Below are 21,571 nucleotides of genomic sequence, written 5' to 3' on the forward strand. Positions count from 1 at the left end.
GACAGCCGGCCGACCGGACAATCTCGAACGAACGGGAGCACACAGTGATCGACAAGCAAAGCATCGTAAAGGCACTCATCGAGGAGTGGGCATCCATCGACGCGCTGGTGCGCGAACTGGACGAAGACCAGTGGGCCGCTTCCACGCCCTGCCCGGGCTGGAGCGTCCACAATGTGATCGCGCATATCGTCGGCACCGAACTCTCGCTCGCCGGGCAAACGCCTCCGGAATCCGACATCGACGTCAGCGCACTCGCGCACGTACACAACGACATTGGCGTGCTCAACGAAAAGTGGATACAGGCGTTCAGCCAACTGAGTCCTGCCGAGTTGATCGAACGGTTCCGGACGGTAACGGGCGATCGTGCTCGGACGCTCGAAGCGATGTCGGACGAGGACTTCGCCGCGCCGTCGTGGACCCCTGCAGGAAAAGCGACGTACGGACGATTCATGCGTATCCGGGTGTTCGACTGCTGGATGCACGAGCAGGACATCCGCGACGCCATCGGGGCGACCGGAGGAATGGACAGTGTCTCTGCCGACTACTCGGTCGACGAAATCGTCCAAGGACTCGGATACATCGTCGGCAAACTAGGCAACGCCCCCGACGGCTCGTCGATCACCTTCGACCTGACCGGTAGCCGGCCTCGCCGCGCGCACGTCGACGTCACCGGGCGAGCACAGGTCGTCGAAGAACTGGCCGGCCCCGCGACGGTCACGATCGCGCTTCCGACCGGAGATTTCACCCGCCTGTGTGGGGGCCGGATCGACGCTTCCGCTGCGCTCGACCGGATCGAGTATCTCGGCGACGAGTCGCTCGGCCTGCAGATCGTCCAATCGTTGGCGTTCACCAAATAGTTTCTGTCCTCGCTACGCCCCGGGGCCGTTGAGATACCTGGCAACCGGGGTACGTAGTGACGCAGCTTCGTAACCAAGTGCATTGTCGTGCCCACGCATCAACGCAACCGCGATGAGCCCTTCGCACAGGGCAAGAAATCCCTTTCCTTGCCCCGCATCACCGAGCAGTTCAGTGGCACCCTCGGCTGAGAACAGACATCGAGCCAGGCGCTCGCGCGCCGCGGGTTCGACAGTCGGATCGATGGTCAGCGCGTGCCGTGCTCTCAGCTGATCCGCACGTTCGGTCAGGAGATCTTCCAGATAGGCGACCGTCACCTCCACGGGATCGCCGGAGGTCGCTTGTTCGAACGCTGCACGTGACGACTCCGTGATTCGGTCGACCACCGCATCGATCAGGTCCTGCTTGGTGCGGAAGTAATACGAGGTCGAGCCGGGAGACAATTCGAGTGCCGAGTCGATCGCTCGGTGCGTCAGCGCACGCACGCCAGAGTGTGCGATCAGCGAGATCGCTGCGTCCGCAATCACAGTTCGACGGTCCATAACCGAGACTCTACATATGTAGAGTCTCGGTTCATGAGACCTGGAGTTCCCCGTTCCGGCTTCGACTCGTCGTTCACACTCGACAAGGCCCAAGCTGCTGCCGCCGATGCGCTCGCGGCTTCCGACTCGCGAGGCGTCTACCTCTGGGGACCCGCCGGGCGCGGCAAGACCTGGCTCCTCGACCACTATGTCGAATCCGTTACCGGTGTCACCACGAAGCGAGTGCACTTCCACAGCTTCTTTCGCGACCTTCACGCGTCGTACTTTCGGCATGGATTCTCACTGACGCGCGCCCTGGACGAACTGCTCGGAGACATCGCCGTGTTGTGCTTCGACGAATTGCACGTGCACGATATCGGCGACGCGAGGCTCCTCGCCCGCATGCTCGACGAACTGTTCGCCCGCGGGGTCACGTTGGTGGCGACGTCGAACTACCCACCCGCAGGCCTGTTGCCCAATCCACTGTTCCACGAGGCGTTTGCGCCCACGATCGCGCTGCTGGAATCTCGGATGCAGGTAATCGCAGTCGATGGACCGCTCGATTACCGAGCCGAAGGAATCTCCTCGACCAGATTCTCCAAGGGCACATGGTCGATGGTGGATGCGTCGTCCGGGTGGTCGTTCACCGAACTCTGTGTCGAACCCAGATCGACGGGCGACTATCTGGCGATGATCGAAGGACTCGACTCCCTGACAGTCCGCGACATACCGGCGCTGAAAGATGCAGACGACAATGCAGTCCAGCGCTTCTGCAATCTGATCGACGTGCTCTACGACGCCGATGTCCCGACGCAATTTCATGCCACGGTCCCGCTGGCAAGCTTCACAGCTGGATGTAGCAGCCTCGATATAGCGCGGACCTCGAGCAGACTGAGCGAGCTGGCCGCAGAAAGTAAGAGAGACACCCACTGCTGACGGCGGTCGGGGGCGACAGCAGCAGCGGGTGTCTCATTGTTCATTCGCCGCAGGTGGGAAGGTGGATGGGTCAAAGGCAGAAATTTCTTTTTCTCTGCCCCTAGCCTGGGTGCATGCCTTTCACAGCAGCGAATCACTTCACCTTCGACGGCGACGACATCTCCGGGACACTCGATTCGGGGGCGGTCGCGGGAGTACTCGTCGCGCAGATCGTTCTCAGCGGCGTGACTTTGGAATCGACGGCTGTGACGAGGTCGGATCTCGGGTGGGAGATTCGGGCGATCGTCGAGCAGGTTCATGATGGCAACTCCACTCATCTACTGGTCGTGGTGCCTCGGGTGAATATCGAGAACGAGCCGGTCGCGTTTTCGTCGTTCGCGGTGCTGTTCACCTCGCGCGGCAACGTGGCCGGTGATCGCTATGTCCACGGCGCGCTGGAGTCGTACGACGTGCGTTCGCTCTCGGGCACTGCGTCCCTTTCGGACAGCTAGAAGTTTCGAGCGGAATAGTTTCCCCTGGCACGTCGTTACCGTACAAGTCAATGCAAACGCATGGACTTTCGTTTCGACGACTCGGTGCCCAGGAGCAGACATGCAATTCGGAATCTTCACCGTCGGCGACGTCACTGTCGACCCAACCACAGGCCAGGCGCCCACCGAGCATGAGCGCATCAAGGCGATGGTCACCATCGCCAAGCATGCAGAGGAGGTCGGCCTCGACGTCTTCGCGACGGGCGAGCATCACAACCCGCCGTTCGTACCGTCCTCACCGACGACGATGCTCGGGTACATCGCTGCCCAGACCGAGAAGCTGATTCTTTCCACGTCCACGACGCTGATCACCACCAACGACCCGGTGAAAATCGCCGAGGACTACGCGATGCTTCAGCATCTTTCCGAAGGACGCGTCGACCTCATCATGGGCCGCGGCAACTCGGCACCGGTGTACCCGTGGTTCGGCCAGGACATCCGTCAGGGCATTCCGCTGGCACTCGAGAACTACCAGCTGCTCCGACGCCTGTGGACCGAGGATGTCGTCACCTGGAAGGGCAACTTCCGCACCCCGCTCGACAACTTCACCTCTACGCCCCGCCCACTCGACGACATCCCACCGTTCGTCTGGCACGGTTCGATTCGAAGTCCGGAGATCGCCGAGATTGCGGCGTACCACGGCGACGGATTCTTCGCGAACAACATCTTCTGGCCGAAGGAGCACTACATTGCGCTCATCAACCTCTACCGCGAACGCTACGAGCATTACGGACACGGCCGCGCAGACCAGGCTATCGTCGGCCTCGGTGGCCAGGCGTTCATGCGGAAGAACAGTCAGGATGCGGTGAACGAGTTCCGTCCCTACTTCGACAACGCGCCCGTCTACGGACACGGCCCGACCATGGAGGAGTTCACCGAGCAGACCCCACTGACGGTCGGTTCACCGCAGCAGGTGATCGAGAAGACGTTGGCGTTCGCAGACTTCTTCGGTGACTACCAACGCCAGTTGATCCTGATGGATCACGCTGGGCTGCCGCTGAAGACCGTACTCGAGCAGCTCGACCTCCTCGGCGAGGAAGTGGTGCCGACACTGCGCAAGGAATTCGCTGCACGTCGCCCCGAAGGAGTCCCGGAGAACCCGCCGACGCACTCGGCGATGCTCGCGGAAAAGAATGCCGTCAGTGTCTCCGTCTAGTACCGAACTGGCAGTCGATGCCTGGGAGGCTTTGTTTCGCTCCCAGGTATCTCTGATGCGTCGGTTCACCGCCGACGACATCTGGGATCCGATCAGCCTGCGCGAGTACGACGTCCTGTTCACGTTGAGCAAGTGTCCCGAATCGGGGCTTCGGCTGCACGATCTGAATCACGAGATTCTGCTCAGCCAGCCCTCACTGAGCCGGATGTGCGAGCGGCTCGAAAAGCTGGGTTATGTAGCCCGACAACAGGATCCGGACGACAAGCGCGGAACTGTCGTCGCACTCACCGACGAAGGGCTTGCGGTACAACGGTCCATCGGCCTCAAACACGCTGCCCGAATACGGCGGTACGTCGGCGAGGCACTCGACGACGAAGAACTGACCCTTCTCGAAAGACTGTGCACCAAACTCAGACTCGCGCAGGTCGACATCCGTGATGTGAACCAGAAGCGGGAGTGAACCAGAAGCGCGAGTGAACTAGAAGAGTGTCGCGACCTCGTCAGCAGGCTGTGCGGCCTTGGCTTGCCTACTCCTAACCGGTTTACTCGGTGCGACCTTCGCAGGTACAGCTTTCGCGGGCGTCGCAACTGCTCCGGAAGCGGCGACGGCGCGCGCAGCTTCACCGGCCAGTGCGTCGGCGGCTTCGTTGAAATGATTCCCGACGTGTCCGCGTACCCAACGGAACCGGACCGGCCCGGTGCGCTCGGTGATCGCGGCATCGATGCTCTTGATCAGTTCGATGTTGCTGACCGGGGAACCGGAAGAGGTTATCCACCCTTTGCGCTTCCACCCGGGAAGCCATTCGGATGCGCACTTGATGGCGTACTGGGAGTCCGACTCGATGGACAACGGCTCGTCGCCGGGATGGGCGAGAATTGCTTCGAGCAGAGCCCGTAACTCGGCGATCTGATTGGTTCCCGACGGCTCGCCGCCGGAGTTGCTGGGACCGGTGTGATCGACCCAAGCCCACCCGATTGCGCCTCCCGGATTACGCAGACACGAGCCGTCCGTACTCACAATGATCACGAAGCAGGACCCTACTTCGGTCCTCCGACAAACAACAGGCGCCGCGCTGGATTGGATATGGTCGGTACGCAACCGAAACCGGAAGGATCATCTCTTGTGAGCAGCTCCGTGCCCTCGTCGTTCAAAGCTCTTGTCGCCCGGGAATCCGACGGGATAGTTCTCGCTCCGGAACAGGTAAACGAGTCGTTTCTACCGACGCACGCCGACCGATCGGGTGTTGTCACCATCGCTGTGGAGTATTCGTCCGTCAACTTCAAGGACGCTTTGGCGATCACTCCGAAAGGTGGCGTCGTACGCGAATATCCGATCATCCCCGGAATCGATATCGCGGGAACTGTCGCCGATTCCACGAGCAGCGACTTCACTGTCGGGCAATCGGTGGTCGCTCACGGTTACGACATCGGTACCGCGCAACACGGTGGTTACTCCGAATTCGCTCGCGTACCGGCAGATTGGGTCGTACCCCTGACCGCATTGTCCACCCGTGAGGCGGCCGCGATCGGAACAGCTGGATTCACGGCAGCTTTGTCCGTCTGCGCCCTGCTCGATCGAGGCATCATGCCGTCGGACGGCCCGGTTCTGGTCACCGGCGCAAGCGGCGGCGTGGGGACTGTCAGTGTGGATCTGTTGGCGGGAGCCGGATTCGAAGTTCATGCATCGACTGGAAAGAAAGACGCGGCCGCATTGCTGACCAGCCTCGGCGCGTCCACGGTCATGGGGAGAATTCCGGAAGATCCGGACGCGCAGCCGCGGCCGCTGGGGCGTGCAGAGTGGGCCGCAGGGGTGGACTGCGTCGGTGGCGCGACGCTCGCCCACCTCCTGAGCACCACGTGTTACGGCGGCGCTGTGGCTGCGAGCGGTTTGACCGGAGGAACTCGACTCCCGACGACTGTGCTTCCGTTCATCCTGCGAGGGATCGCACTGCTCGGCATCGACTCGGTGCAGTTGCCGATCGAGCATAGGCGGGCAATCTGGCAGCAACTCGAGACCGATATGCGTCCGCGACACCTCGCTGCGCTCACCACGGAGATTCCCGTTACCGGCGTCCAGCTCGCTCTCGACAAGATCCGAGAAGGTCGGATCACCGGTCGAACCGTCGTTTCGGTCGCCGGTCGGTTCTGAGCGCTAGGCTCGAAAGGACATGTTGTCGTCCGATCTCCACGCCTCCTCGAACTCGGTCGTGACCGAGTTCGTTTCGGAGCACCCGATGGACGTGGCGATGACGCTCTCCCCGCTTCGTCGAGGCAAGGGCGACCCCACTTTCGAGCGCGATTCAGCGGGCTCGGTGTGGCGAACCTCACGTTTGCCTTCGGGCGTTCTCACGTATCGATTGACGCAGATTTCTCGGTTCCGCGTCCGAAGCGAGGCATGGGGAGCAGGCGCCGCTGAATTCACGGGCATGCTGCCCGCGCTCCTGGGAAACGCCGACGATGCGTCGGATTTCGCGCCCGAGCATCCGACGCTGATTCAAGCCCATCGGGAGTTTCCGCATCTCCGGCTCGGCCGTACCGGCCTTGTCATGGAGGCGTTGGTTCCTGCCATTCTGGAACAGCGTGTGCATGGAGTCTCCGCGTTCGCTTCGTGGCGCCGACTCGTCACCAAGTTCGGTGAGCGCGCTCCCGGGCCGACGCCCAGGCCGATGTTCGTGCCTCCCGCGGCGGACGTGTGGCGGATGATCCCGTCGTGGGAGTTTCATCTGGCGAATGTCGATCCCGCCAGGTCGAAGACCATCGTTCGCTGCGCGCAGTCGGCCGGCAGGCTCGAGGAGACGGCGACGATGACCGCGGCGGATGCGACGCGTCGGCTGCGGGCGATTCCGGGGGTCGGCGTCTGGACCGCCGCCGAGGTAGCGCAACGTGCGTTCGGAGATCCCGACGCTTTGTCGGTGGGTGATTATCATTTGGCCGCCGTGGTGGGCTGGTCACTGTTGGGACGGCCCCTCGACGATGACGCGATGGTCGAGTATCTCGAACCTCTTGCACCGCACAGGTTTCGGGCGGTACGTCTTCTTGCGGTGAGCGGCAAGGCCATCAAGCCGAAGTTCGGTCCCCGCACGCCGCTGGTAGACCACACCGGCCACTGACGGCCGCCGCTCAGTGGCTCGTAGCCGCGTTTTCCGTTGAAGCCGTCTCTGCGCAAATGCTCCGCCTGTTGGGATTCGAACCCCCTGCAGGAGGTTCGAATCCCAACACGGAGAGTAAATTTCCGGAGCGGCTCCGACGCCCAACCTGCGCAGACCCCCGAAGCGGAATAATCGCTATCGAAGCGGTGTTCCCCGTCACGGCTAGTTCTGGACGACTGAAGGAGTACTCGGTGGTAGCAATCGGACATTCGAACCTCGACATCTTTCCGCTGGCTCTCGGTGGCAATACTTTCGGCTGGACCAGTGATGCAAGCGCCTCCTTCGAGATTCTCGACGCATTCACCGCCGGTGGCGGAAATTTCATCGACACGGCCGACTCGTACTCCGCGTTCGTCGACGGCAACTCCGGTGGCGAATCCGAAACCATCATCGGAAGCTGGACTGCTGCCCGCGGCAACCGTGACGACGTCGTCATCGCAACCAAGGTCAGCCAGCATCCCGAGTTCAAGGGTCTGACACCGAAGAACATCGCGGCCGCGGCCGAGGCGTCGTTGAAGCGGTTGCAGAGCGATCACATCGACATCTACTTCGCCCATACCGACTCCGGCGATGCCCCACTCGTCGACACGCTCGCAGCGTTCGATTCGCTGATCGAAGACGGCAAGGTTCGGTACGTCGCGATCTCCAATTTCTCGGCCGATCGCGTCGAGGAGTGGTTGAAGGTCGCACGCGAGAATAATTTCGCGGCACCGATCGCTCTGCAGCCGCACTACAACCTTGTCACTCGACATGCGTACGAATCCGACCTTGCCCCACTCGCCGCCGATAACAACCTCGGGGTCTTTCCGTACTTCTCTTTGGCGTCAGGGTTCCTGACCGGCAAATACCGCGTGCGCAAGGACCTCGAAGGTGGCCAGACTCGGAAACTACTGGCGACGGGTTACTTCACCGACAATGGACTCGACGTCGTCGATGCGCTGAGCGAGATCGCTGAGGCTCACGAGGAAGAAATCGCCACCGTCGCGCTCGCGTGGCTGCTGCATCAGCCGACTGTCACTGCGCCGATCGCGAGCGCGAGCACGATCTCTCAGCTGCCTGCACTGATGGCCGCCCCGACGCTGACCTTGTCGCCCGCCGAGCTTGCACGGCTCGACGCGACGTCGGCTGCTGTCTCCGCGTAGGCGGGCTCGACACCTGAGTTTCAGACAGTTGCGGGTGCGCGCCTGAGGGGGATCCGAAGTTTCGCGCGAATGTGGTGGATGGTGCCGTCGGGGATCAGGAAGCTTTCCTCGACCGCGACGGTCACCATCCGCCTGCCACGCAATCCCGCATCGATAAGGAAAGTCGAGTGCACCGTGTCTCCGGATTCGGTGAGTGCGATGTTCCGAATCGCAATGATCGCGCGGTAGTAGAACGCGTTGCCGAGGGCCTTGATCAACCCAGGGCCCGAGAATCCTGTGGTCAACCCGTTTTCTACGCGGCGTGCGTGGGGCGCGAACTTCACTGCGCTCGGATCGTGGGAGAGCAAGGAATCGATGTACGCCCGGGCGATAGCCTGCCGCGGACTGTCCTCTGGCGTGGTCACGATTGCGGACTCTAGCCCCAACGCTTCCCGCTCGGGAACATATCGGTCATCTTCGTTGCTGACCTTTGGGTGTCTCGAGCCCCGGAACGAACTGCCACCGTCGACCCACCCGCAGTGGCCGTCGTCGAGCCGACATCGTCCGAGCGACTGAGGGTCATTCTCGTTCTCGGTGCACTCATCGCGCTGGGCCCGCTGACCATCGACATGTATCTACCCGCGCTGCCTGCAATCGTCGACGATCTGAACTCGTCCTCGGCCGCAGTGCAGCTCACGCTGACCGGAACACTGATCGGATTGGCACTCGGCCAGCTCGTCATCGGTCCACTGTCCGACATCATCGGCCGTCGACTGCCACTCATCGCCGGCACAGCGGTCCACGTCGCCGCATCACTGCTGTGCGTCATCGCTCCCAATGTCGCCGTCCTCGGTCTCTTTCGTGGGCTACAAGGCCTCGGCGCAGCGGCAGCTGCGGTCGTCGCAATGGCCGTCGTACGCGATCTGTTCACCGGTCGGGCCGCCGCAACGGTACTGTCCCGCCTGATGCTGGTCATGGGTGTTGCACCGGTCCTGGCGCCGTCGCTGGGTGGGGCAGTTCTTCTTGCCGGCTCGTGGCGCTGGGTGTTCGGTGTCCTTGCCGTGCTCGGTGTGGCTTTGCTGGTCCTCGCTGTGTTCTCGCTTCGTGAATCCCTGCCGCCGGAGCGGCGTCGTAGTCGCGGCATCATGCCGGTTGTCCGTACCTACGGCAGCCTCCTGCGCGACGGACAGTTCGTCGTACTCGTGCTGGTTGCCGCTCTCGCGATGTCCGCCCTCTTCGCCTACGTCGCAGGTTCGTCGTTCGTCCTCCAAGAGCAATTCGAACTCGACGAACAGCAGTTCGCTGTCGTATTCGCGCTCGGTGCGATCGCCCTGATCGGTGCCTCACAGCTCAACGTCGTTCTCCTCGCCCACTTCACACCGGTACGCATCGTGATCAGCGCATTGTCGGCGGGCGTGCTCGCTGCCGCAGTGATGACCGTCCTCGCCGTCGGCGATATCGGCGGAATATTCGGCTTCCTGATCCCGCTGTGGTTCGTCCTCGGAGCTGTCGGATTCGTCATGCCGAACGCACCTGCCCTGGCGCTGTCTCGGCACGGTGAAGCCGCGGGAACTGCTGCGGCGCTGCTCGGCGCTGCACAGTTCGGCTCCGGCGCCATAGTCGCGCCGGTAGTCGGTGTTCTCGGCAACGATGCCGTGGCAGTATCGGTCACGATGGTCGGTGTCTCCGCGTTTGCACTTCTCGCGTTGATTGCAGTAACTGTGAAGTCTCCGACCTCGACGACCCACACCGCGACGACCCACACGGTGACGACGACCAGCAAGGTGTGAGCGCACATGCCGGAACGAGAACGCGATGCCAACGGTAAACCGCTGAATGCACGCCCCCGTGACGGTTTGGGACGGCCGCTCGCGCGCGATGCAATCGGTGTCGAACGGATACCGGAGGACCTCAGGCTTCCGCCGCACGAGTCCATCGCGAAAGCACAACAATTACTCGATGCCGATATGCCCTTCCATGCTCACGAAATTCTCGAAGGAACGTGGAAGGACTCACCGGAACCGGAGCAGATGCTCTGGCAGGGTCTCGCTCAGCTCGCCGTAGGCCTGACGCACCTCCTACGTGGTAACGCCGTGGGGGCTCGATCACTGCTCGAACAAGGCCACGATCGCATCCGCGGTTACGAAGTCGATCCGCCGTACGGACTCGATGTGGCCGGGCTTCTGGTGTGGTCGCAAGAGCTTCTGGACCGCCTCAACGACGGGGATCTTCCGCCGTCGCCTTCGGCTCCTCGTCTTCTGGGCTGACCCCCTCTCGCCAATCGTTCCCGATCTGGCTACAGTGAGAATTGTTAGGTTAGGCGACACTGAGCGGAAGGCAGTCGGTGACAGCACAGTCCGCAGCGGCACAGGTTCCCTACTGGGTTGCAGTTCTCACTCCCGAAGAACGGCCGTTCGGAAGCCGTCGCGCCGATCCCCGGATAGACACGATCGATTCCTCGGTCGTCACTTCCTCGCGTACCCAATGGGCGGGTGCGTATCATCCACCGGCCACCACCCTGCTTGCCGTCCTCGCCGCCACCGTCGGTTCGTGGCAGAGCGATCGCTGTCGCAATTGCACCTCCGGAGTGCTCGTCGACATCGAAGCCGGCCGATTCGGCAATCCCGACGCAGCGTCCGAGGATCGTGGTTTCTTCCCGGTTCGTCTTCCGTCCACCGGCCAAGTCGACGTACTCACCTCCGAAGTCCGTCGCCGCGTCGCCGCGGCCCCCAACGAAGGCTTGGACTTCGGTACCGCCAAGCACGTCTCGAGCCCTCCAGTGCTGGCACGAAGATCCGGCGCTCAGATTTCGTTCGAGTACGGCACCGGTAGTGCTGTCCCCGACGACAGTGCCCCGCTGACCCACAACCTGTCCGTCACCTGCGACGTCGTCGTGATCGAAGGCGTCACCGTGGTGGACACCGAGTTCCGCTGGAACAGCCGAGTCTTCACCTGCGCGGACGTCGACGACTTCGAACGCTTCTGGGAGAAGACGATCTCGATGTTCCTCTAGAGGCTCTTCAGAAATCGAACGTCCTCGGCCAGCCCGTCGGCGGGCGTTTCGAGGATCACCGGAGCGTCTGCTGCCTCGGCGACCGCGACCAAAACGTCGGCATCGATCGTTCCGTCGGCGAGGTTGGCATGCCGGTCGCGCGCAGAGCCGAACTCGTCGCGCGAATTATTGAGGTGCACCAGGTCTATTCGACCCGTGATGGCTTTGATTCGATCCACGACGCCGACGAGCTCTTCGCCTCCCGCCCAAGCGTGGCACGTGTCGAGACAGAAACCGGCACCGAATTCGCCGACGGCGTCCCACAGCCGCGCAATGTCGTCGAAGTGGCGAGCCATGGCGAAATCTCCGCCCGCTGTGTTCTCGATGAAGATCGGCACGCCGAAGCCCCCCACATCCTCCTGGCGCTCGAACAACTTGCGCCAGTTCTCGACGCCCTTCGTGGTGTCCTCGCCATCACGCACGTGACCGCCGTGCACGACCAGACCGATCGCGCCGATCCCGGCAGCGGCCGCGGACTGCTCGATCACAGCCTTACGCGAAGGAATCCTGATCCGATTGTTCAGACTCGCCACGTTCAGGACATACGACGAATGCACCACGACGTCGATGTTGCCGGCTTTCAAGTCCTCGCCCTGGGGGTGGGGCTCGAGCTTGTTCCACTTCTGCGGATCGGTCAGAAAAAGCTGAACCAGATCGACGCCGAAACTCTCCGCGGAACCGATGGGGTCGGCGGAGTCGCGGACGTGTGCCCCGATACGCATGTATCCATGATAGGTGGGCGCACCTCAGGGTGTCCCCCGATAGTGAAGACTCCCGAACACTGAAAGACTGAACACTATGACTGATATCGCCGCCAGCGCGATCGCCCTGACCAAAACCTACGGCTCCGGGGATACCCAAGTCCACGCTCTGCGCGAGGTGAGCGTGGAGTTCGCGCGCGGCGAGTTCACGGCAATCATGGGCCCCTCCGGTTCGGGGAAATCCACTCTGATGCACTGCCTCGCGGGCCTGGACTCGGCAACGTCGGGGACCGTGACGATCGGTGACACCGAACTGACCGACCTGACCGACAAGCAGATGACCGGATTGCGCAGAGACCGCATCGGTTTCGTGTTCCAGTCGTTCAACCTCGTCCCCACCCTGACGGCACTGGAGAACATCACCCTTCCGCTCGACATCGCCGGCCGTACGCCGGACAAGGAATGGTTGGACACCGTGGTGAGCAAGCTCGGGATCGGCGATCGTCTCGATCACCGCCCGAGCGAACTGTCCGGAGGACAGCAGCAGCGCGTAGCCTGCGCGCGAGCACTCGCAGGCCGACCCGACATCGTCTTCGGCGACGAGCCGACCGGCAACTTGGACTCGCGTTCCTCCGGCGAGGTGTTGAGTATTCTGCGCGCCGCGGCCGACGACTTCGATCAGACGGTAGTGATCGTCACTCACGATCCGCGCGCGGCAAGCTACGCCGACCGCGTCGTGTTCCTGGCCGATGGCGCTGTCATCGATCAACTGGCGAATCCAACAGCCGAGACAGTCCTCGACCGCATGAAGCAGCTGGAGACGGTCTGATCATGGCCGCCAATCCCATGCGCAAGGTTTCACTGAGAAATCTTGCTGCACACAAAGTTCGTCTTGCACTTACCGTCCTGTCCGTCGTACTCGGAACAGCCTTCGTCGCAGGTTCGTTCGTGTTCACCGATACCTTGCAGCGCACGTTCTCCTCGATCTTCTCCGACACCGCGGCAGGTGCGGATGTTCGAGTCAGCGCGGAGGAAACCGGCTCGAGCGGAGTCCCCACCCAGGATGCCGCGACCATAGAGGCCCTACCGAACGTGGCCGCAGTGATGCCCTACGTCGGCGGACAGATCGTCGTTCTCGACAAGTCCGGGGCGACAGTTCAGTCCGGTGGTGCGCCCACCATCGGGGAGGCCTACATCCCCGATGAACAGAGACTCGGCGCAAAAGAAGACTTCCTCTCCGGCGCTGCGCCCGCTGCCCCCGGTGAAGTCGCGATCAACGAGGGTGGCGCAGAGCGGTCCGGCCTCGCCGTCGGGGACTCGACGCAGGTCCTCATTCCGTCCAAGGGCACGGTCGATGTCACGGTGACCGGAATCTACGACACCGCAACCGAATCCGGCGGTTATATCGGAGTCCAGTTCCTGCAGAGCCAAGCGAACGAGCTGTTCTCGGACGGCTCGCATGTCCAGTACTACGACGTCGCTGGTAATGATCTCGCAGCAAAGGGCATGACCCAGGCCGACCTACGCGAGGAGATCGCCGCCGCGCTACCGGATGCCAAGGTGCAGACAGCCGACGAGGTACGCGCCGAAGCCCAGGACGCGATCGAATCCGCGTTGTCCTTCGTGAACTACTTCTTGCTGGCATTCGGCGGCATCGCCCTACTCGTCGGCACGTTCATCATCTACAACACTTTCTCGATGATCGTCGCGCAGCGAGTCCGCGAACTCGCATTGCTCCGTGCCATCGGCGCAAGCCGCAGCCAGGTCAGCCGCTCGGTAGTGTTCGAAGCGCTCATCGTCGGAATCATCGGTAGCGCGCTGGGGTTCGCCGGCGGCGTAGGGCTCGCCTACGGCCTGCGTGCTCTGCTCAATGCCTTCGACGTCGGATTGCCCTCGGGCGCACTCGCTCTCGAACCGAGAACCGTTTTCGTCGCCTTCCTCGTCGGGATCGTCGTGACGGTACTGAGCGCCTACGCGCCGGCCCGTCGTGCCGCCAAGATCCCACCGATCGCGGCCATGCGAGAAGAGTTCGCCTCTGCGGGTGACAGTCTTCGTATGCGCACGATCATCGGGATCGTGATCGGCGCGCTCGGCGCGGTTGCACTTCTCGTGGGCGCGCAATCGACAGGTGGAGCAGCTGCGGGCACCGTCGGAGTCGGAGCCGTCGCCGTCATCATCGCCGTCGCGCTGGCCGCGCCGTCACTCTCGCGTCCGATCGTCGGCGCCTTGGGATCGGTGCTCACTCGGCCCTTCGGTGCGATCGGTTCTCTCGCACGGACCAACTCGGTCCGCAACCCCCGCCGCACGGCAGCAACTGCCTTCGCTCTGATGCTCGGTCTGATGCTCGTCTCCGTGATCGGCGTACTCGGTGCGTCGGCGAAAGCCAGTGTGGACGCTCTCGTCGACACTGGAATCGAGGCGGACTACATCCTGAGCGGACCTCAGGCCATCGGTGTTCCCGTCGGGGCAGGACAAGCCGCCCGTAACACCCCCGGGGTGGACAAGGTCGCGATACTGCACCCAGTACAGGTGAACATCTCCGGTGAATCAACCTTCGGGGTTGCCCTCGACGGAAGTCCCGACGGCTTGTTCGATCGAAAAGTTGTCGAGGGCGATCCAGAACTCTCCGGCGACAGCATCGCTGTCTCGCAGTCGGCGTCCAGCGAGAAGAACTGGCAGCTGGGGACCGTGGTGGACTTGGACTCGTTCGACGGTGTGCGCGTCCCGGTGACCGTGACCAGTATCTACGAGGACAGCCCTTTGGTAGGTGACTGGCTCGTATCCGAGAGCGTCTACGAGCAGGTGACACCGAGCATCGTGCGTTCGGACATCGTGGTTCTCGTCGGTGCGGCCGCAGGTACCGATCTCGATGTCCTACGCAGCGACCTCGAGGCGTCGACGAAGCCGTTCGTCGTCGTACAAGTACAGGACCGCGAGCAGTTCAAGGGCAGCCAGAGCCAACAGATCGATACTCTGCTCGCAGTTCTCTACGGACTCCTCGCGTTGGCAGTCGTGATCGCAATTCTCGGCATCATCAACACACTCGCTCTCTCCGTGGTCGAGCGCCGTCGAGAGATCGGGATGTTGCGGGCCGTGGGGATGCAGCGTGCCCAGGTGCGTCGCACCATCTATCTCGAGTCCCTTTTGATAGCGCTGTTCGGTGCCATCGTCGGACTGGTCCTCGGAATAGTGTTCGGCTGGGGTTTCGTGCGGACGCTTCGCGACGAAGGACTCGGGGTCATGACGGTTCCGTGGGGGCAGGTCATCGGGATGCTGATCGGGTCGGCAATCGTCGGAGTCGGAGCAGCTCTCTGGCCTGCCGCCAGAGCAGCGCGCACGCGCCCGTTGGAGGCCATTGCCGACGCCTGATCGTGGAGGCCCGCCCTCTTGGGCTATGTAACAATGTCGTAAGGGTTGCACATAAAACGACCCTGGGGTTACCTTGTAGCGCGTAAACAGACTCGAAGACGGTTTCTAGTCAAGACCCGAATGGGCTGTGGCACTGCAAGGGGGGGCATGTCGCTTCATCCGACCGACACGTCCCCACACTCCGACCTCGCGCCGATGTGCAAACCCGATCTGCGGGACACGCTGCTGGATCGGTTGTGCGAGGTCGCCCACGCGCTACCCGACGCGACGGCTCTGGTCGCGGACGACGGCGTACTCACCTTCGACCAGCTTCTGCACCGGACGTATGCAGTGGCCCGCAAGATTGCGCACCTGACCCAGGTCGATCGAAGTCCCATCGCGGTGGACGGGCGCAACACGACCGAGTCGATCACGTTGATGCTTGCGGTCATCGCGTCCGGGCACTCTTTGATACCTCTCGACTCGAACCTGCCCGAGACTCGACGCCGGCACATCGTCGAGCAGGCAGCCGCGCTGCGGATGAACACTGCCGACATCTCCGACGCCGAAGACTCGGCTGCGCCGCTCCCGACGGTAACCGGGGATCAAGTTGCGATGATCGCGTTCACTTCCGGATCGACAGGCGTCCCCAAGGGGGTTCTGCTCAGTCACCGGATGTGCCTGAGCAAAGCGTACGAAGTCAGCTCGGCCCTGGCGCTCAGGCCACGTGACCGCGTGGGGAATGTGCTTCCAGTGAGCTTCGGTGCCGGCGTCAACACCCTGTTCGCAGGTCTTCTCAGTGGCGCACAGGTGCATTGCCGCGATCCGCGAGCGGTCCACCTGGATCAGTTGGCAGCATGGATCGAGCGGTGCTCCATCACGACTTTGCATTGCTCACCTTCGCTGGTGAGTAGCGTTCGCACGACGCTAGCCACCTCGAACGTGCCGCCTTCTCTCGTAGGCGCGGTACCTGCGAACACAATCCCGTCACTTCGCGTCGTCACCACGTACGGAGAAGCACTTCACTCTTCCGACGTACGCTTCTTTCGATCCGTGCTCGGTAGTGATGCAACCTTCGTCAATTGGTACGCCACAACCGAATCCGGTGTAGTCGCCTACAATTCATACAGCGCGGACCAGCCTCTTCCCCACGGGTTCATTCCTGCCGGGTACAGCCCACACGGAAAGATCGTGGAGATCGTCGGAGTAGGCGGTCGGACGCGAAAGTTGGGTGAGATCGGCGAAATTCGAATCTCGGCGCCCTTGTCGGCCGATGGATATCTCGGGCTGGAAGAGTTGACGCGCTCGCGTTTCAGTACTCACGACGCAACTCACCGCTACCTCACCGGAGATGTAGGTCGCATCGATCGGTTCGGGGTTCTGCACCTCGTGGGTCGAGTCGATGATGTGATCAAAGTGTCCGGCTACCTGGTAGAGCCCACGGAAGTCGAAGCGGCACTTCGTACTATCGACGGTGTGGACGATGCCACGGTCGTTGCACGCGATGTCGAATCGGGCAAGGAACTCGTCGCATACTTCGTCTCCGATCGATCTTCTGTCGCCGCAGTGCGCGATGCACTGCGGCGAGACTTGCCGGAATGGACGGTTCCCGCACATATCACCCGGGTGGACAGGATCGACCGGAACGAACGAGGCAAGGTCGATCGTTCGAAACTCTTCGACTCCGAAGCGTTGCCGGAGGCGCTGTCCGACAACGCTTTCGATGGACCCACCGAAAGGTGGATAGGCAATATAGTTCAACAAGAACTAGGGCTGGACGACATCGCCCGCGACGCGGATTTTGCTGCGCTGGGTGCCACCTCACTTGCTTTGACCACGATCGTGGTGGGAGTGCGACAGTCCTTCCACGTCGAGATCTCCACCGAGGAACTTGCGCAGGCGATGAACATCCGTAGCTTGGCCCGGACCGTCGATGCCAAGCTCGCCGATGCCGATCTGGACACCGCAAGGTCGTCACACGACGGAGTCATGGTTCCGCTGCGGAGCGAAGGTTCCGCGGCTCCCCTCTTCGTCATCGCGGGAGCGGGCGTACCAGCAGTCGGACTCATCCCTCTGGCCAATCACCTGGACCACGACCGTCCCGTATATGCGATACAAGCCAAAGGGCTTGGGAAAAAGGCACTTCCGGACCGCAGCATCGGCAAAGCCGCGCGTCGATATGTCCGCGAGATCCGCCGGATCCAGCCACAGGGACCGTATCTGCTCGTCGGCCATTCACTCGGAGCATGGATTGCCCTCGAGATGGCTCGCATCCTCGAATCGGACGGTGACATAGTCGCCGAGCTGATTCTGCTCGACCCTCGCCTGTACCGAACGATGTTGGACAAGCTGTCGGAGCGCAACACCGATCTCGAAGCGGCCCCCGACAGAGCACCGCTCCGCAAACCCTGCCTTCCCGCGCTCGCTCGCCGGGCGGTGTCCGTCGCACTGGCGGGGTTGGTCCGGTTTCCGACCACCGAGCGCTGGCTGGCATTCGGCATCATCGGTCACAGAGCACTCGACGCTCATCGACCGAAGCCATGGAGCGGTCCGGTCACTGTTGTCGTCACGGGCGAGAACACCTCCGATCGACGCTCCTGGGAAACGCTGGCGACGGGCAATCTCGTCATCAGAGAAGTTCCTGGCAATCACATCGACATGGTTCGCGAGCCCATCGTCGCCAGAGTCGCCGACATCATCGACGACGCACTGCACAGGCGCAGGCGGCGGGAACGGACAGATCACAGATGACCGACTCGATAGAACGGCGGCGAAGCCGCAGACCGCTGATGACGTCCATCGCCACTCATCGTGATGGCCACCAGTCCTCGATGCAGCCTTGTAACGTGACGCAGGACTCGATGAGCTGTCCTCGGTCCCCCGATACGCGTACGTTGGTTTTCGATGCTGTAGCAACGCAGCCGGGAGGCTCTCGACCCATGAACATGGACTCACCGCGTTACCCAATGGCCTCGGTCGAACTGCACAAAGACGTACTTCGCTATGTCGACGTCGGCGATGGTCCACCCATCGTGCTGGTGCATGGTCTGCTGGGATCGAACGAGTCCTGGGCAGGGCAAATCGAACGCCTGTCGGCGCGGCACCGTGTCATCGCGCCCGATCTGTTCGGCCACGGCCGATCCGACAAGCCGTCCGGAGACTATTCACTCAGCTCGCATGCTGCGACGATCCGCGATCTGCTCGAACATCTGAACATCAAGTCCGCGTCGATGGTCGGCCATTCGCTGGGCGGCGGGATCGTCATGCAGGCCGTCTACCTGTTCCCGGGGTTGGTCGAGCGGTTGGTGCTCGTCAGCAGCGGCGGTCTCGGCACCGAAGTGAGCCTGCTTCTCAAGGCCGCCACCTTGCCCGGCAGTGAGCTCGTTCTTCCGGTTTTGGCGTCCGACTGGGTACGCAAGAATGCCGAGAGCGTCATGGGGCAGTTGAACAAATGGGGGCTTCCGGTACGGCCGGGTGCGAGCATGGCGGAAACGTGGCGCTCGTTCAAGTCGGTGTCCGACCGACAGACCCGCGAAGCTTTCCTTGCCTCCACGCGCGCAGTCGTCGGCCCGCGTGGACAGACGGTCAGCGCCAAGCAGCACTTCGAGAAATTCGAATCGATCCCATCGCTACTGATCTGGGGTGGCAAGGACCGCATGATTCCGGCTTCGCATGCCGACAACATCAGGCGGGAAGTGCCCAATAGCCGTGTCGAGATCTTCTCCGACGCAGGACATTTCCCGCAGCTGGACGAGCCGGATCTTTTCTTCCGCGTTCTCGACGAATTTCTCACCGCGAACTCCCCGGTCGAGGCAGCACCGACAACTGCAGTGTCGGACTGACAATGTCGCTGTGGCCAATGTTTCCACTCGGCAGCGTGTTGCTGCCAGGGGAGCGTCTTCCTCTGCACATCTTCGAGCCGCGTTACCAGGAACTCTTGGCCGCTTGTCTCGCCATGGAGGACCCCAGTTTCGGGGTTGTGCTGATTGCGCGAGGGAAAGAGTCCGGGGGCGGAGATGTGCGCCACCATATTGCAACGGCTGCTCACATCGTCGCCCACGAAGAGGTCGGTGATGGCAGGCATTACGTGGAATGTGTAGGGAACGAAAGACTTCGAATCGACGCGTGGCTGGAGGACGACCCCTACCCGCGCGCTGATCTTCGTGTGTGGGCCGACGAGAACGCGGACGCTCCGCCGCTCGAATCCGAGTTCGAGTCACTACAGGACAAGATTTCTGAGCTGTACGCATTGATCGGCAACCTGGCACGGGCCGAAGGTGCTGCGCCACCGCCTGATCCGAGTTTCTCCGCTCTTCCTGCCGAGGCAGGTGAACGCTTGTTCACCCTTGCCGCACAGGTACCGATGGGGCAGGCCGACCGTCAGGACGTCCTGGAGGCACCCGGCCCGTCCGAGCGTCTACGAGTACTCGTCGACGCTGTCGACAACGTCACCGACATCGTCAAGTTCAGATTGAGCTGACCGGCGCAAACAGACACAGAAAAGAACCAGTACCCGAAGGTACTGGTTCTTTTCTGACATTGGTAGCGGGGACAGGATTTGAACCTGCGACCTCTGGGTTATGAGCCCAGCGAGCTACCGAGCTGCTCCACCCCGCGTCGGTGTGAAACCAACACTACATGCCTCGGAGCGGATCGCCCAATCACCAGGTCAACCACCGACTCAGTAGCCGATGCGATTGCCCTTATGACGCGCTCGGGCGGAGGATGAGAGCCATGAACGATGAGACTTCTCGGATGTTCGCAGCGCCGGCAGCGGGCTACGACCGGTTGATCGGACGCTATCTGCCTACCTTGGCACCGACATTCGCCGATGCAGTCCCCGTCACGACGGGCATGCACGTCGTCGACATCGGCTGTGGCCCCGGCGGTTTGACGCGTGAGCTGGTGTCGCGAGTCGGCGCGTCAGGGGTCTCGGCGATCGATCCTTCTGCACCTTTCGTCGAGGCTTGTCGAGCCCGCAATCCGGGCGTCGATGTCCGCGGGGGCTTCGCCGAGCGCCTGCCCTTCGACACGGACTCGTTCGATGCTGCGCTGGCGAGTCTCGTCATAGGGTTCATGCGCGACCCGGTGGCCGGTGTGCGCGAAATGGCCCGCGTCACCAGGCCTGGCGGGACGGTGGCAGCGTGTCAATGGGACCGCGCCGGGATGCCCGCTATGCGGATCCTCGGCCAGTTCATGGTCGCCGCAGACCCCACTGTCAACGACAGGATGAAGCTGACCGGCGACACCGCAGGGGAGATTGCTGCGGTGTTCCGCGAGGCCGGCCTCACCGATGTCGAGGACGGCGCGCTCACGGCCCGCGGCTCGTACGCTGACTTCGACGACTGGTGGGAGCCGTTCACCCTCGGTATCGGCCCGCACGGTGCCTACCTCGAGACACTCGACGACAGTGGCCGCGAAGCCCTTCGATTGGCCTGCCTGAACACCTTCGACCGCCCGGAGCAGCCCTTCACGGTGGAAGCCCGCGCGTGGTTCGCTCGGGGAACGGTGTAAAACGAACCGCTAATGCCTCGTGCGCGCAACAACCAACCCGAGCGCTGCCGCGGTGAGCAGCTCCCAGCCGGTGAACGTGTAGATCGACGCGCGCTCCATCACACCCACTGGGCCGACACCGGCGATCAGCAGACCGGAAGCAACGAAACCGAGCACCCCCAATCCGACACTGCCCCTCGAGTACCAACGCGGGCAGGTTGGAACACCCGTGCCGACGAGCAGGGCAATGATGTTTCCGGCGCCGATCGCCAGAACCGCACCGATAATGTGTGTATTTCCGTCACCGGCATGTACGACGGCAACGAGCACGCTGCCGAGGGAGTAGGCGGCTATTGCTCCGAGATACACCCATCGCCGACGTCCGAGCAGCGATGCCGAACAGATGCCCGCAGCCAGCACCGAGATCGCGGACACGCAGAATGCGACGTTCATCAGCCACGAGGTGTCCGATGTTGTCGGCACGCCGAGATCGCTGACGGTGTCATAGGCGTACCGGTAGCCCTCGGATCGTGAGGCGGTCAACGCCTCGAGCAGCAGATATTGCAGCGAGGCGAAGGCGAAGAGCAGGCCTGCAGCGCGTGCTTTCCTACGTGGAATGTCGTACTCCTCAGGGCTGGGAACCGATCCGTTCGTCTTCGAGAACGTCTTCCCCGCGGAGGTGGCCGCGTCGGCGCACACCCGCGAGGTC

The 21,571-nt window shown here is 62.5% G+C and carries 22 protein-coding genes and 1 tRNA gene; 17 read left to right on the forward strand and 6 right to left on the reverse strand.

The annotated features are described in order from the left end of the window. Window positions 1-44: 44 nt before the first annotated feature. The gene (locus BJD99_RS05425; protein ID WP_179142190.1) at window positions 45-857 is read left to right on the forward strand and encodes a maleylpyruvate isomerase family mycothiol-dependent enzyme; all 813 of its coding nucleotides are present in this window, start codon (window positions 45-47) and stop codon (window positions 855-857) included. 12 nt (window positions 858-869) lie between these two features. On the opposite strand, the gene BJD99_RS05430 is transcribed toward BJD99_RS05425, so the two are convergent. Then, window positions 870-1,397: a TetR/AcrR family transcriptional regulator gene (locus BJD99_RS05430; RefSeq protein ID WP_084345745.1), complete on the reverse strand. Its 528-nt coding sequence runs from the start codon at window positions 1,395-1,397 to the stop codon at window positions 870-872. 33 nt (window positions 1,398-1,430) lie between these two features. Here BJD99_RS05430 and zapE point away from each other — a divergent pair, with 33 nt between their 5' ends. The 4 genes from zapE (at window position 1,431) to BJD99_RS05450 (ending at window position 4,458) form a co-directional block, all read left to right on the forward strand. Then, entirely contained in the window at window positions 1,431-2,312 is an 882-nt protein-coding gene (gene zapE / locus BJD99_RS05435) for a cell division protein ZapE (RefSeq protein ID WP_084345746.1), read from the forward strand. Window positions 2,313-2,425: 113 nt separating this feature from the next. Next, on the forward strand, window positions 2,426-2,803 hold the full coding sequence (locus tag BJD99_RS05440; RefSeq protein ID WP_084345747.1) for a hypothetical protein: 378 nt from the start codon (window positions 2,426-2,428) through the stop codon (window positions 2,801-2,803). Window positions 2,804-2,903: 100 nt separating this feature from the next. Further along, entirely contained in the window at window positions 2,904-3,998 is a 1,095-nt protein-coding gene (locus BJD99_RS05445) for an LLM class flavin-dependent oxidoreductase (RefSeq protein WP_084345748.1), read from the forward strand. Next, complete coding sequence (locus tag BJD99_RS05450) at window positions 3,976-4,458, forward strand: MarR family winged helix-turn-helix transcriptional regulator (protein ID WP_084345749.1); 483 nt, start codon at window positions 3,976-3,978, stop codon at window positions 4,456-4,458. Before BJD99_RS05445 ends, BJD99_RS05450 begins: the two co-directional genes overlap by 23 nt. A gap of 18 nt (window positions 4,459-4,476) precedes the next feature. Here BJD99_RS05450 and BJD99_RS05455 read toward each other — a convergent pair whose 3' ends face one another. Further along, window positions 4,477-5,025 (reverse strand): ribonuclease H, encoded by a 549-nt coding sequence (locus BJD99_RS05455; protein ID WP_084345750.1) that lies wholly within the window; start codon window positions 5,023-5,025, stop codon window positions 4,477-4,479. Between the two features lie 57 nt (window positions 5,026-5,082). Between BJD99_RS05455 and BJD99_RS05460 the strand changes: the two genes are divergently transcribed. The 3 genes from BJD99_RS05460 to BJD99_RS05470 all read left to right on the forward strand — a co-directional run bounded on the left by BJD99_RS05460 (window position 5,083) and on the right by BJD99_RS05470 (window position 8,289). Further along, window positions 5,083-6,147, forward strand: coding sequence for an acryloyl-CoA reductase (locus BJD99_RS05460; RefSeq protein WP_084345751.1), 1,065 nt, complete (start codon window positions 5,083-5,085; stop codon window positions 6,145-6,147). 19 nt (window positions 6,148-6,166) lie between these two features. Continuing rightward, window positions 6,167-7,108, forward strand: a complete 942-nt coding sequence (locus BJD99_RS05465; protein WP_084345752.1) for a DNA-3-methyladenine glycosylase — start codon at window positions 6,167-6,169, stop codon at window positions 7,106-7,108. 230 nt (window positions 7,109-7,338) lie between these two features. Further along, window positions 7,339-8,289, forward strand: a complete 951-nt coding sequence (locus tag BJD99_RS05470) for an aldo/keto reductase (RefSeq protein WP_084345930.1) — start codon at window positions 7,339-7,341, stop codon at window positions 8,287-8,289. A 20-nt stretch (window positions 8,290-8,309) separates the two neighbouring features. Here the strand turns inward: BJD99_RS05470 and BJD99_RS05475 are convergent, their stop codons facing one another. Next, window positions 8,310-8,693 carry a hypothetical protein gene (locus tag BJD99_RS05475; RefSeq protein ID WP_084345753.1) on the reverse strand — a complete coding sequence of 128 codons (384 nt, stop codon included), beginning with the start codon at window positions 8,691-8,693 and terminating at the stop codon, window positions 8,310-8,312. A gap of 69 nt (window positions 8,694-8,762) precedes the next feature. On the opposite strand from BJD99_RS05475, the gene BJD99_RS05480 reads away from it, so the two are divergent. The 3 genes from BJD99_RS05480 (at window position 8,763) to BJD99_RS05490 (ending at window position 11,281) form a co-directional block, all read left to right on the forward strand. Next, entirely contained in the window at window positions 8,763-10,058 is a 1,296-nt protein-coding gene (locus tag BJD99_RS05480; protein WP_373270512.1) for a multidrug effflux MFS transporter, read from the forward strand. Between the two features lie 6 nt (window positions 10,059-10,064). Further along, on the forward strand, window positions 10,065-10,535 hold the full coding sequence (locus BJD99_RS05485; protein WP_084345755.1) for a DUF309 domain-containing protein: 471 nt from the start codon (window positions 10,065-10,067) through the stop codon (window positions 10,533-10,535). A 77-nt stretch (window positions 10,536-10,612) separates the two neighbouring features. After that, a complete protein-coding gene (locus tag BJD99_RS05490) occupies window positions 10,613-11,281 on the forward strand; it encodes a hypothetical protein (protein WP_084345756.1) in 669 nt (222 codons plus the stop codon). Here the strand turns inward: BJD99_RS05490 and BJD99_RS05495 are convergent. Next, window positions 11,278-12,042 carry a deoxyribonuclease IV gene (locus BJD99_RS05495; RefSeq protein WP_084345757.1) on the reverse strand — a complete coding sequence of 255 codons (765 nt, stop codon included), beginning with the start codon at window positions 12,040-12,042 and terminating at the stop codon, window positions 11,278-11,280. The genes BJD99_RS05490 and BJD99_RS05495 overlap by 4 nt on opposite strands. Window positions 12,043-12,118: 76 nt before the next feature. Here BJD99_RS05495 and BJD99_RS05500 point away from each other — a divergent pair, with 76 nt between their 5' ends. The 5 genes from BJD99_RS05500 to BJD99_RS05520 all read left to right on the forward strand — a co-directional run bounded on the left by BJD99_RS05500 (window position 12,119) and on the right by BJD99_RS05520 (window position 19,849). Beyond that, window positions 12,119-12,850, forward strand: a complete 732-nt coding sequence (locus tag BJD99_RS05500; RefSeq protein ID WP_084345758.1) for an ABC transporter ATP-binding protein — start codon at window positions 12,119-12,121, stop codon at window positions 12,848-12,850. 2 nt (window positions 12,851-12,852) lie between these two features. Further along, window positions 12,853-15,390, forward strand: coding sequence for an ABC transporter permease (locus BJD99_RS05505; RefSeq protein WP_179142191.1), 2,538 nt, complete (start codon window positions 12,853-12,855; stop codon window positions 15,388-15,390). 147 nt (window positions 15,391-15,537) lie between these two features. Beyond that, complete coding sequence (locus BJD99_RS05510; RefSeq protein ID WP_084345759.1) at window positions 15,538-18,120, forward strand: non-ribosomal peptide synthetase; 2,583 nt, start codon at window positions 15,538-15,540, stop codon at window positions 18,118-18,120. 188 nt (window positions 18,121-18,308) lie between these two features. After that, on the forward strand, window positions 18,309-19,211 hold the full coding sequence (locus BJD99_RS05515) for an alpha/beta fold hydrolase (RefSeq protein WP_084345760.1): 903 nt from the start codon (window positions 18,309-18,311) through the stop codon (window positions 19,209-19,211). A 2-nt stretch (window positions 19,212-19,213) separates the two neighbouring features. Beyond that, the gene (locus BJD99_RS05520; protein WP_084345761.1) at window positions 19,214-19,849 is read left to right on the forward strand and encodes an LON peptidase substrate-binding domain-containing protein; all 636 of its coding nucleotides are present in this window, start codon (window positions 19,214-19,216) and stop codon (window positions 19,847-19,849) included. Window positions 19,850-19,909: 60 nt separating this feature from the next. Here BJD99_RS05520 and BJD99_RS05525 read toward each other — a convergent pair. Next, window positions 19,910-19,986: transfer RNA gene (locus BJD99_RS05525), tRNA-Met, on the reverse strand. 117 nt (window positions 19,987-20,103) lie between these two features. On the opposite strand from BJD99_RS05525, the gene BJD99_RS05530 reads away from it, so the two are divergent. Further along, window positions 20,104-20,883, forward strand: coding sequence for a class I SAM-dependent methyltransferase (locus tag BJD99_RS05530; protein WP_256895502.1), 780 nt, complete (start codon window positions 20,104-20,106; stop codon window positions 20,881-20,883). A 9-nt stretch (window positions 20,884-20,892) separates the two neighbouring features. On the opposite strand, the gene BJD99_RS05535 is transcribed toward BJD99_RS05530, so the two are convergent. Next, the gene (locus tag BJD99_RS05535) at window positions 20,893-21,561 is read right to left on the reverse strand and encodes a DUF998 domain-containing protein (RefSeq protein ID WP_084345763.1); all 669 of its coding nucleotides are present in this window, start codon (window positions 21,559-21,561) and stop codon (window positions 20,893-20,895) included. Window positions 21,562-21,571 lie beyond the last annotated feature (10 nt).

The organism is Rhodococcus sp. 1163 (genome assembly GCF_002091985.1).
Lineage (GTDB): Bacteria > Actinomycetota > Actinomycetes > Mycobacteriales > Mycobacteriaceae > Rhodococcoides.

Coding starts and splice junctions, on each gene's coding strand:
- BJD99_RS05430 (WP_084345745.1), bottom strand. CDS start 1,397: ATGGACCGTCGAACTGTGATTGCGGACGCAGCGATCTCGCTGATCGCA.
- zapE (WP_084345746.1), top strand. CDS start 1,431: ATGAGACCTGGAGTTCCCCGTTCCGGCTTCGACTCGTCGTTCACACTC.
- BJD99_RS05440 (WP_084345747.1), top strand. CDS start 2,426: ATGCCTTTCACAGCAGCGAATCACTTCACCTTCGACGGCGACGACATC.
- BJD99_RS05445 (WP_084345748.1), top strand. CDS start 2,904: ATGCAATTCGGAATCTTCACCGTCGGCGACGTCACTGTCGACCCAACC.
- BJD99_RS05450 (WP_084345749.1), top strand. CDS start 3,976: ATGCCGTCAGTGTCTCCGTCTAGTACCGAACTGGCAGTCGATGCCTGG.
- BJD99_RS05460 (WP_084345751.1), top strand. CDS start 5,083: ATGGTCGGTACGCAACCGAAACCGGAAGGATCATCTCTTGTGAGCAGC.
- BJD99_RS05465 (WP_084345752.1), top strand. CDS start 6,167: ATGTTGTCGTCCGATCTCCACGCCTCCTCGAACTCGGTCGTGACCGAG.
- BJD99_RS05485 (WP_084345755.1), top strand. CDS start 10,065: ATGCCGGAACGAGAACGCGATGCCAACGGTAAACCGCTGAATGCACGC.
- BJD99_RS05495 (WP_084345757.1), bottom strand. CDS start 12,042: ATGCGTATCGGGGCACACGTCCGCGACTCCGCCGACCCCATCGGTTCC.
- BJD99_RS05500 (WP_084345758.1), top strand. CDS start 12,119: ATGACTGATATCGCCGCCAGCGCGATCGCCCTGACCAAAACCTACGGC.
- BJD99_RS05505 (WP_179142191.1), top strand. CDS start 12,853: ATGGCCGCCAATCCCATGCGCAAGGTTTCACTGAGAAATCTTGCTGCA.
- BJD99_RS05510 (WP_084345759.1), top strand. CDS start 15,538: ATGTCGCTTCATCCGACCGACACGTCCCCACACTCCGACCTCGCGCCG.
- BJD99_RS05515 (WP_084345760.1), top strand. CDS start 18,309: ATGAACATGGACTCACCGCGTTACCCAATGGCCTCGGTCGAACTGCAC.
- BJD99_RS05520 (WP_084345761.1), top strand. CDS start 19,214: ATGTCGCTGTGGCCAATGTTTCCACTCGGCAGCGTGTTGCTGCCAGGG.
- BJD99_RS05530 (WP_256895502.1), top strand. CDS start 20,104: ATGAACGATGAGACTTCTCGGATGTTCGCAGCGCCGGCAGCGGGCTAC.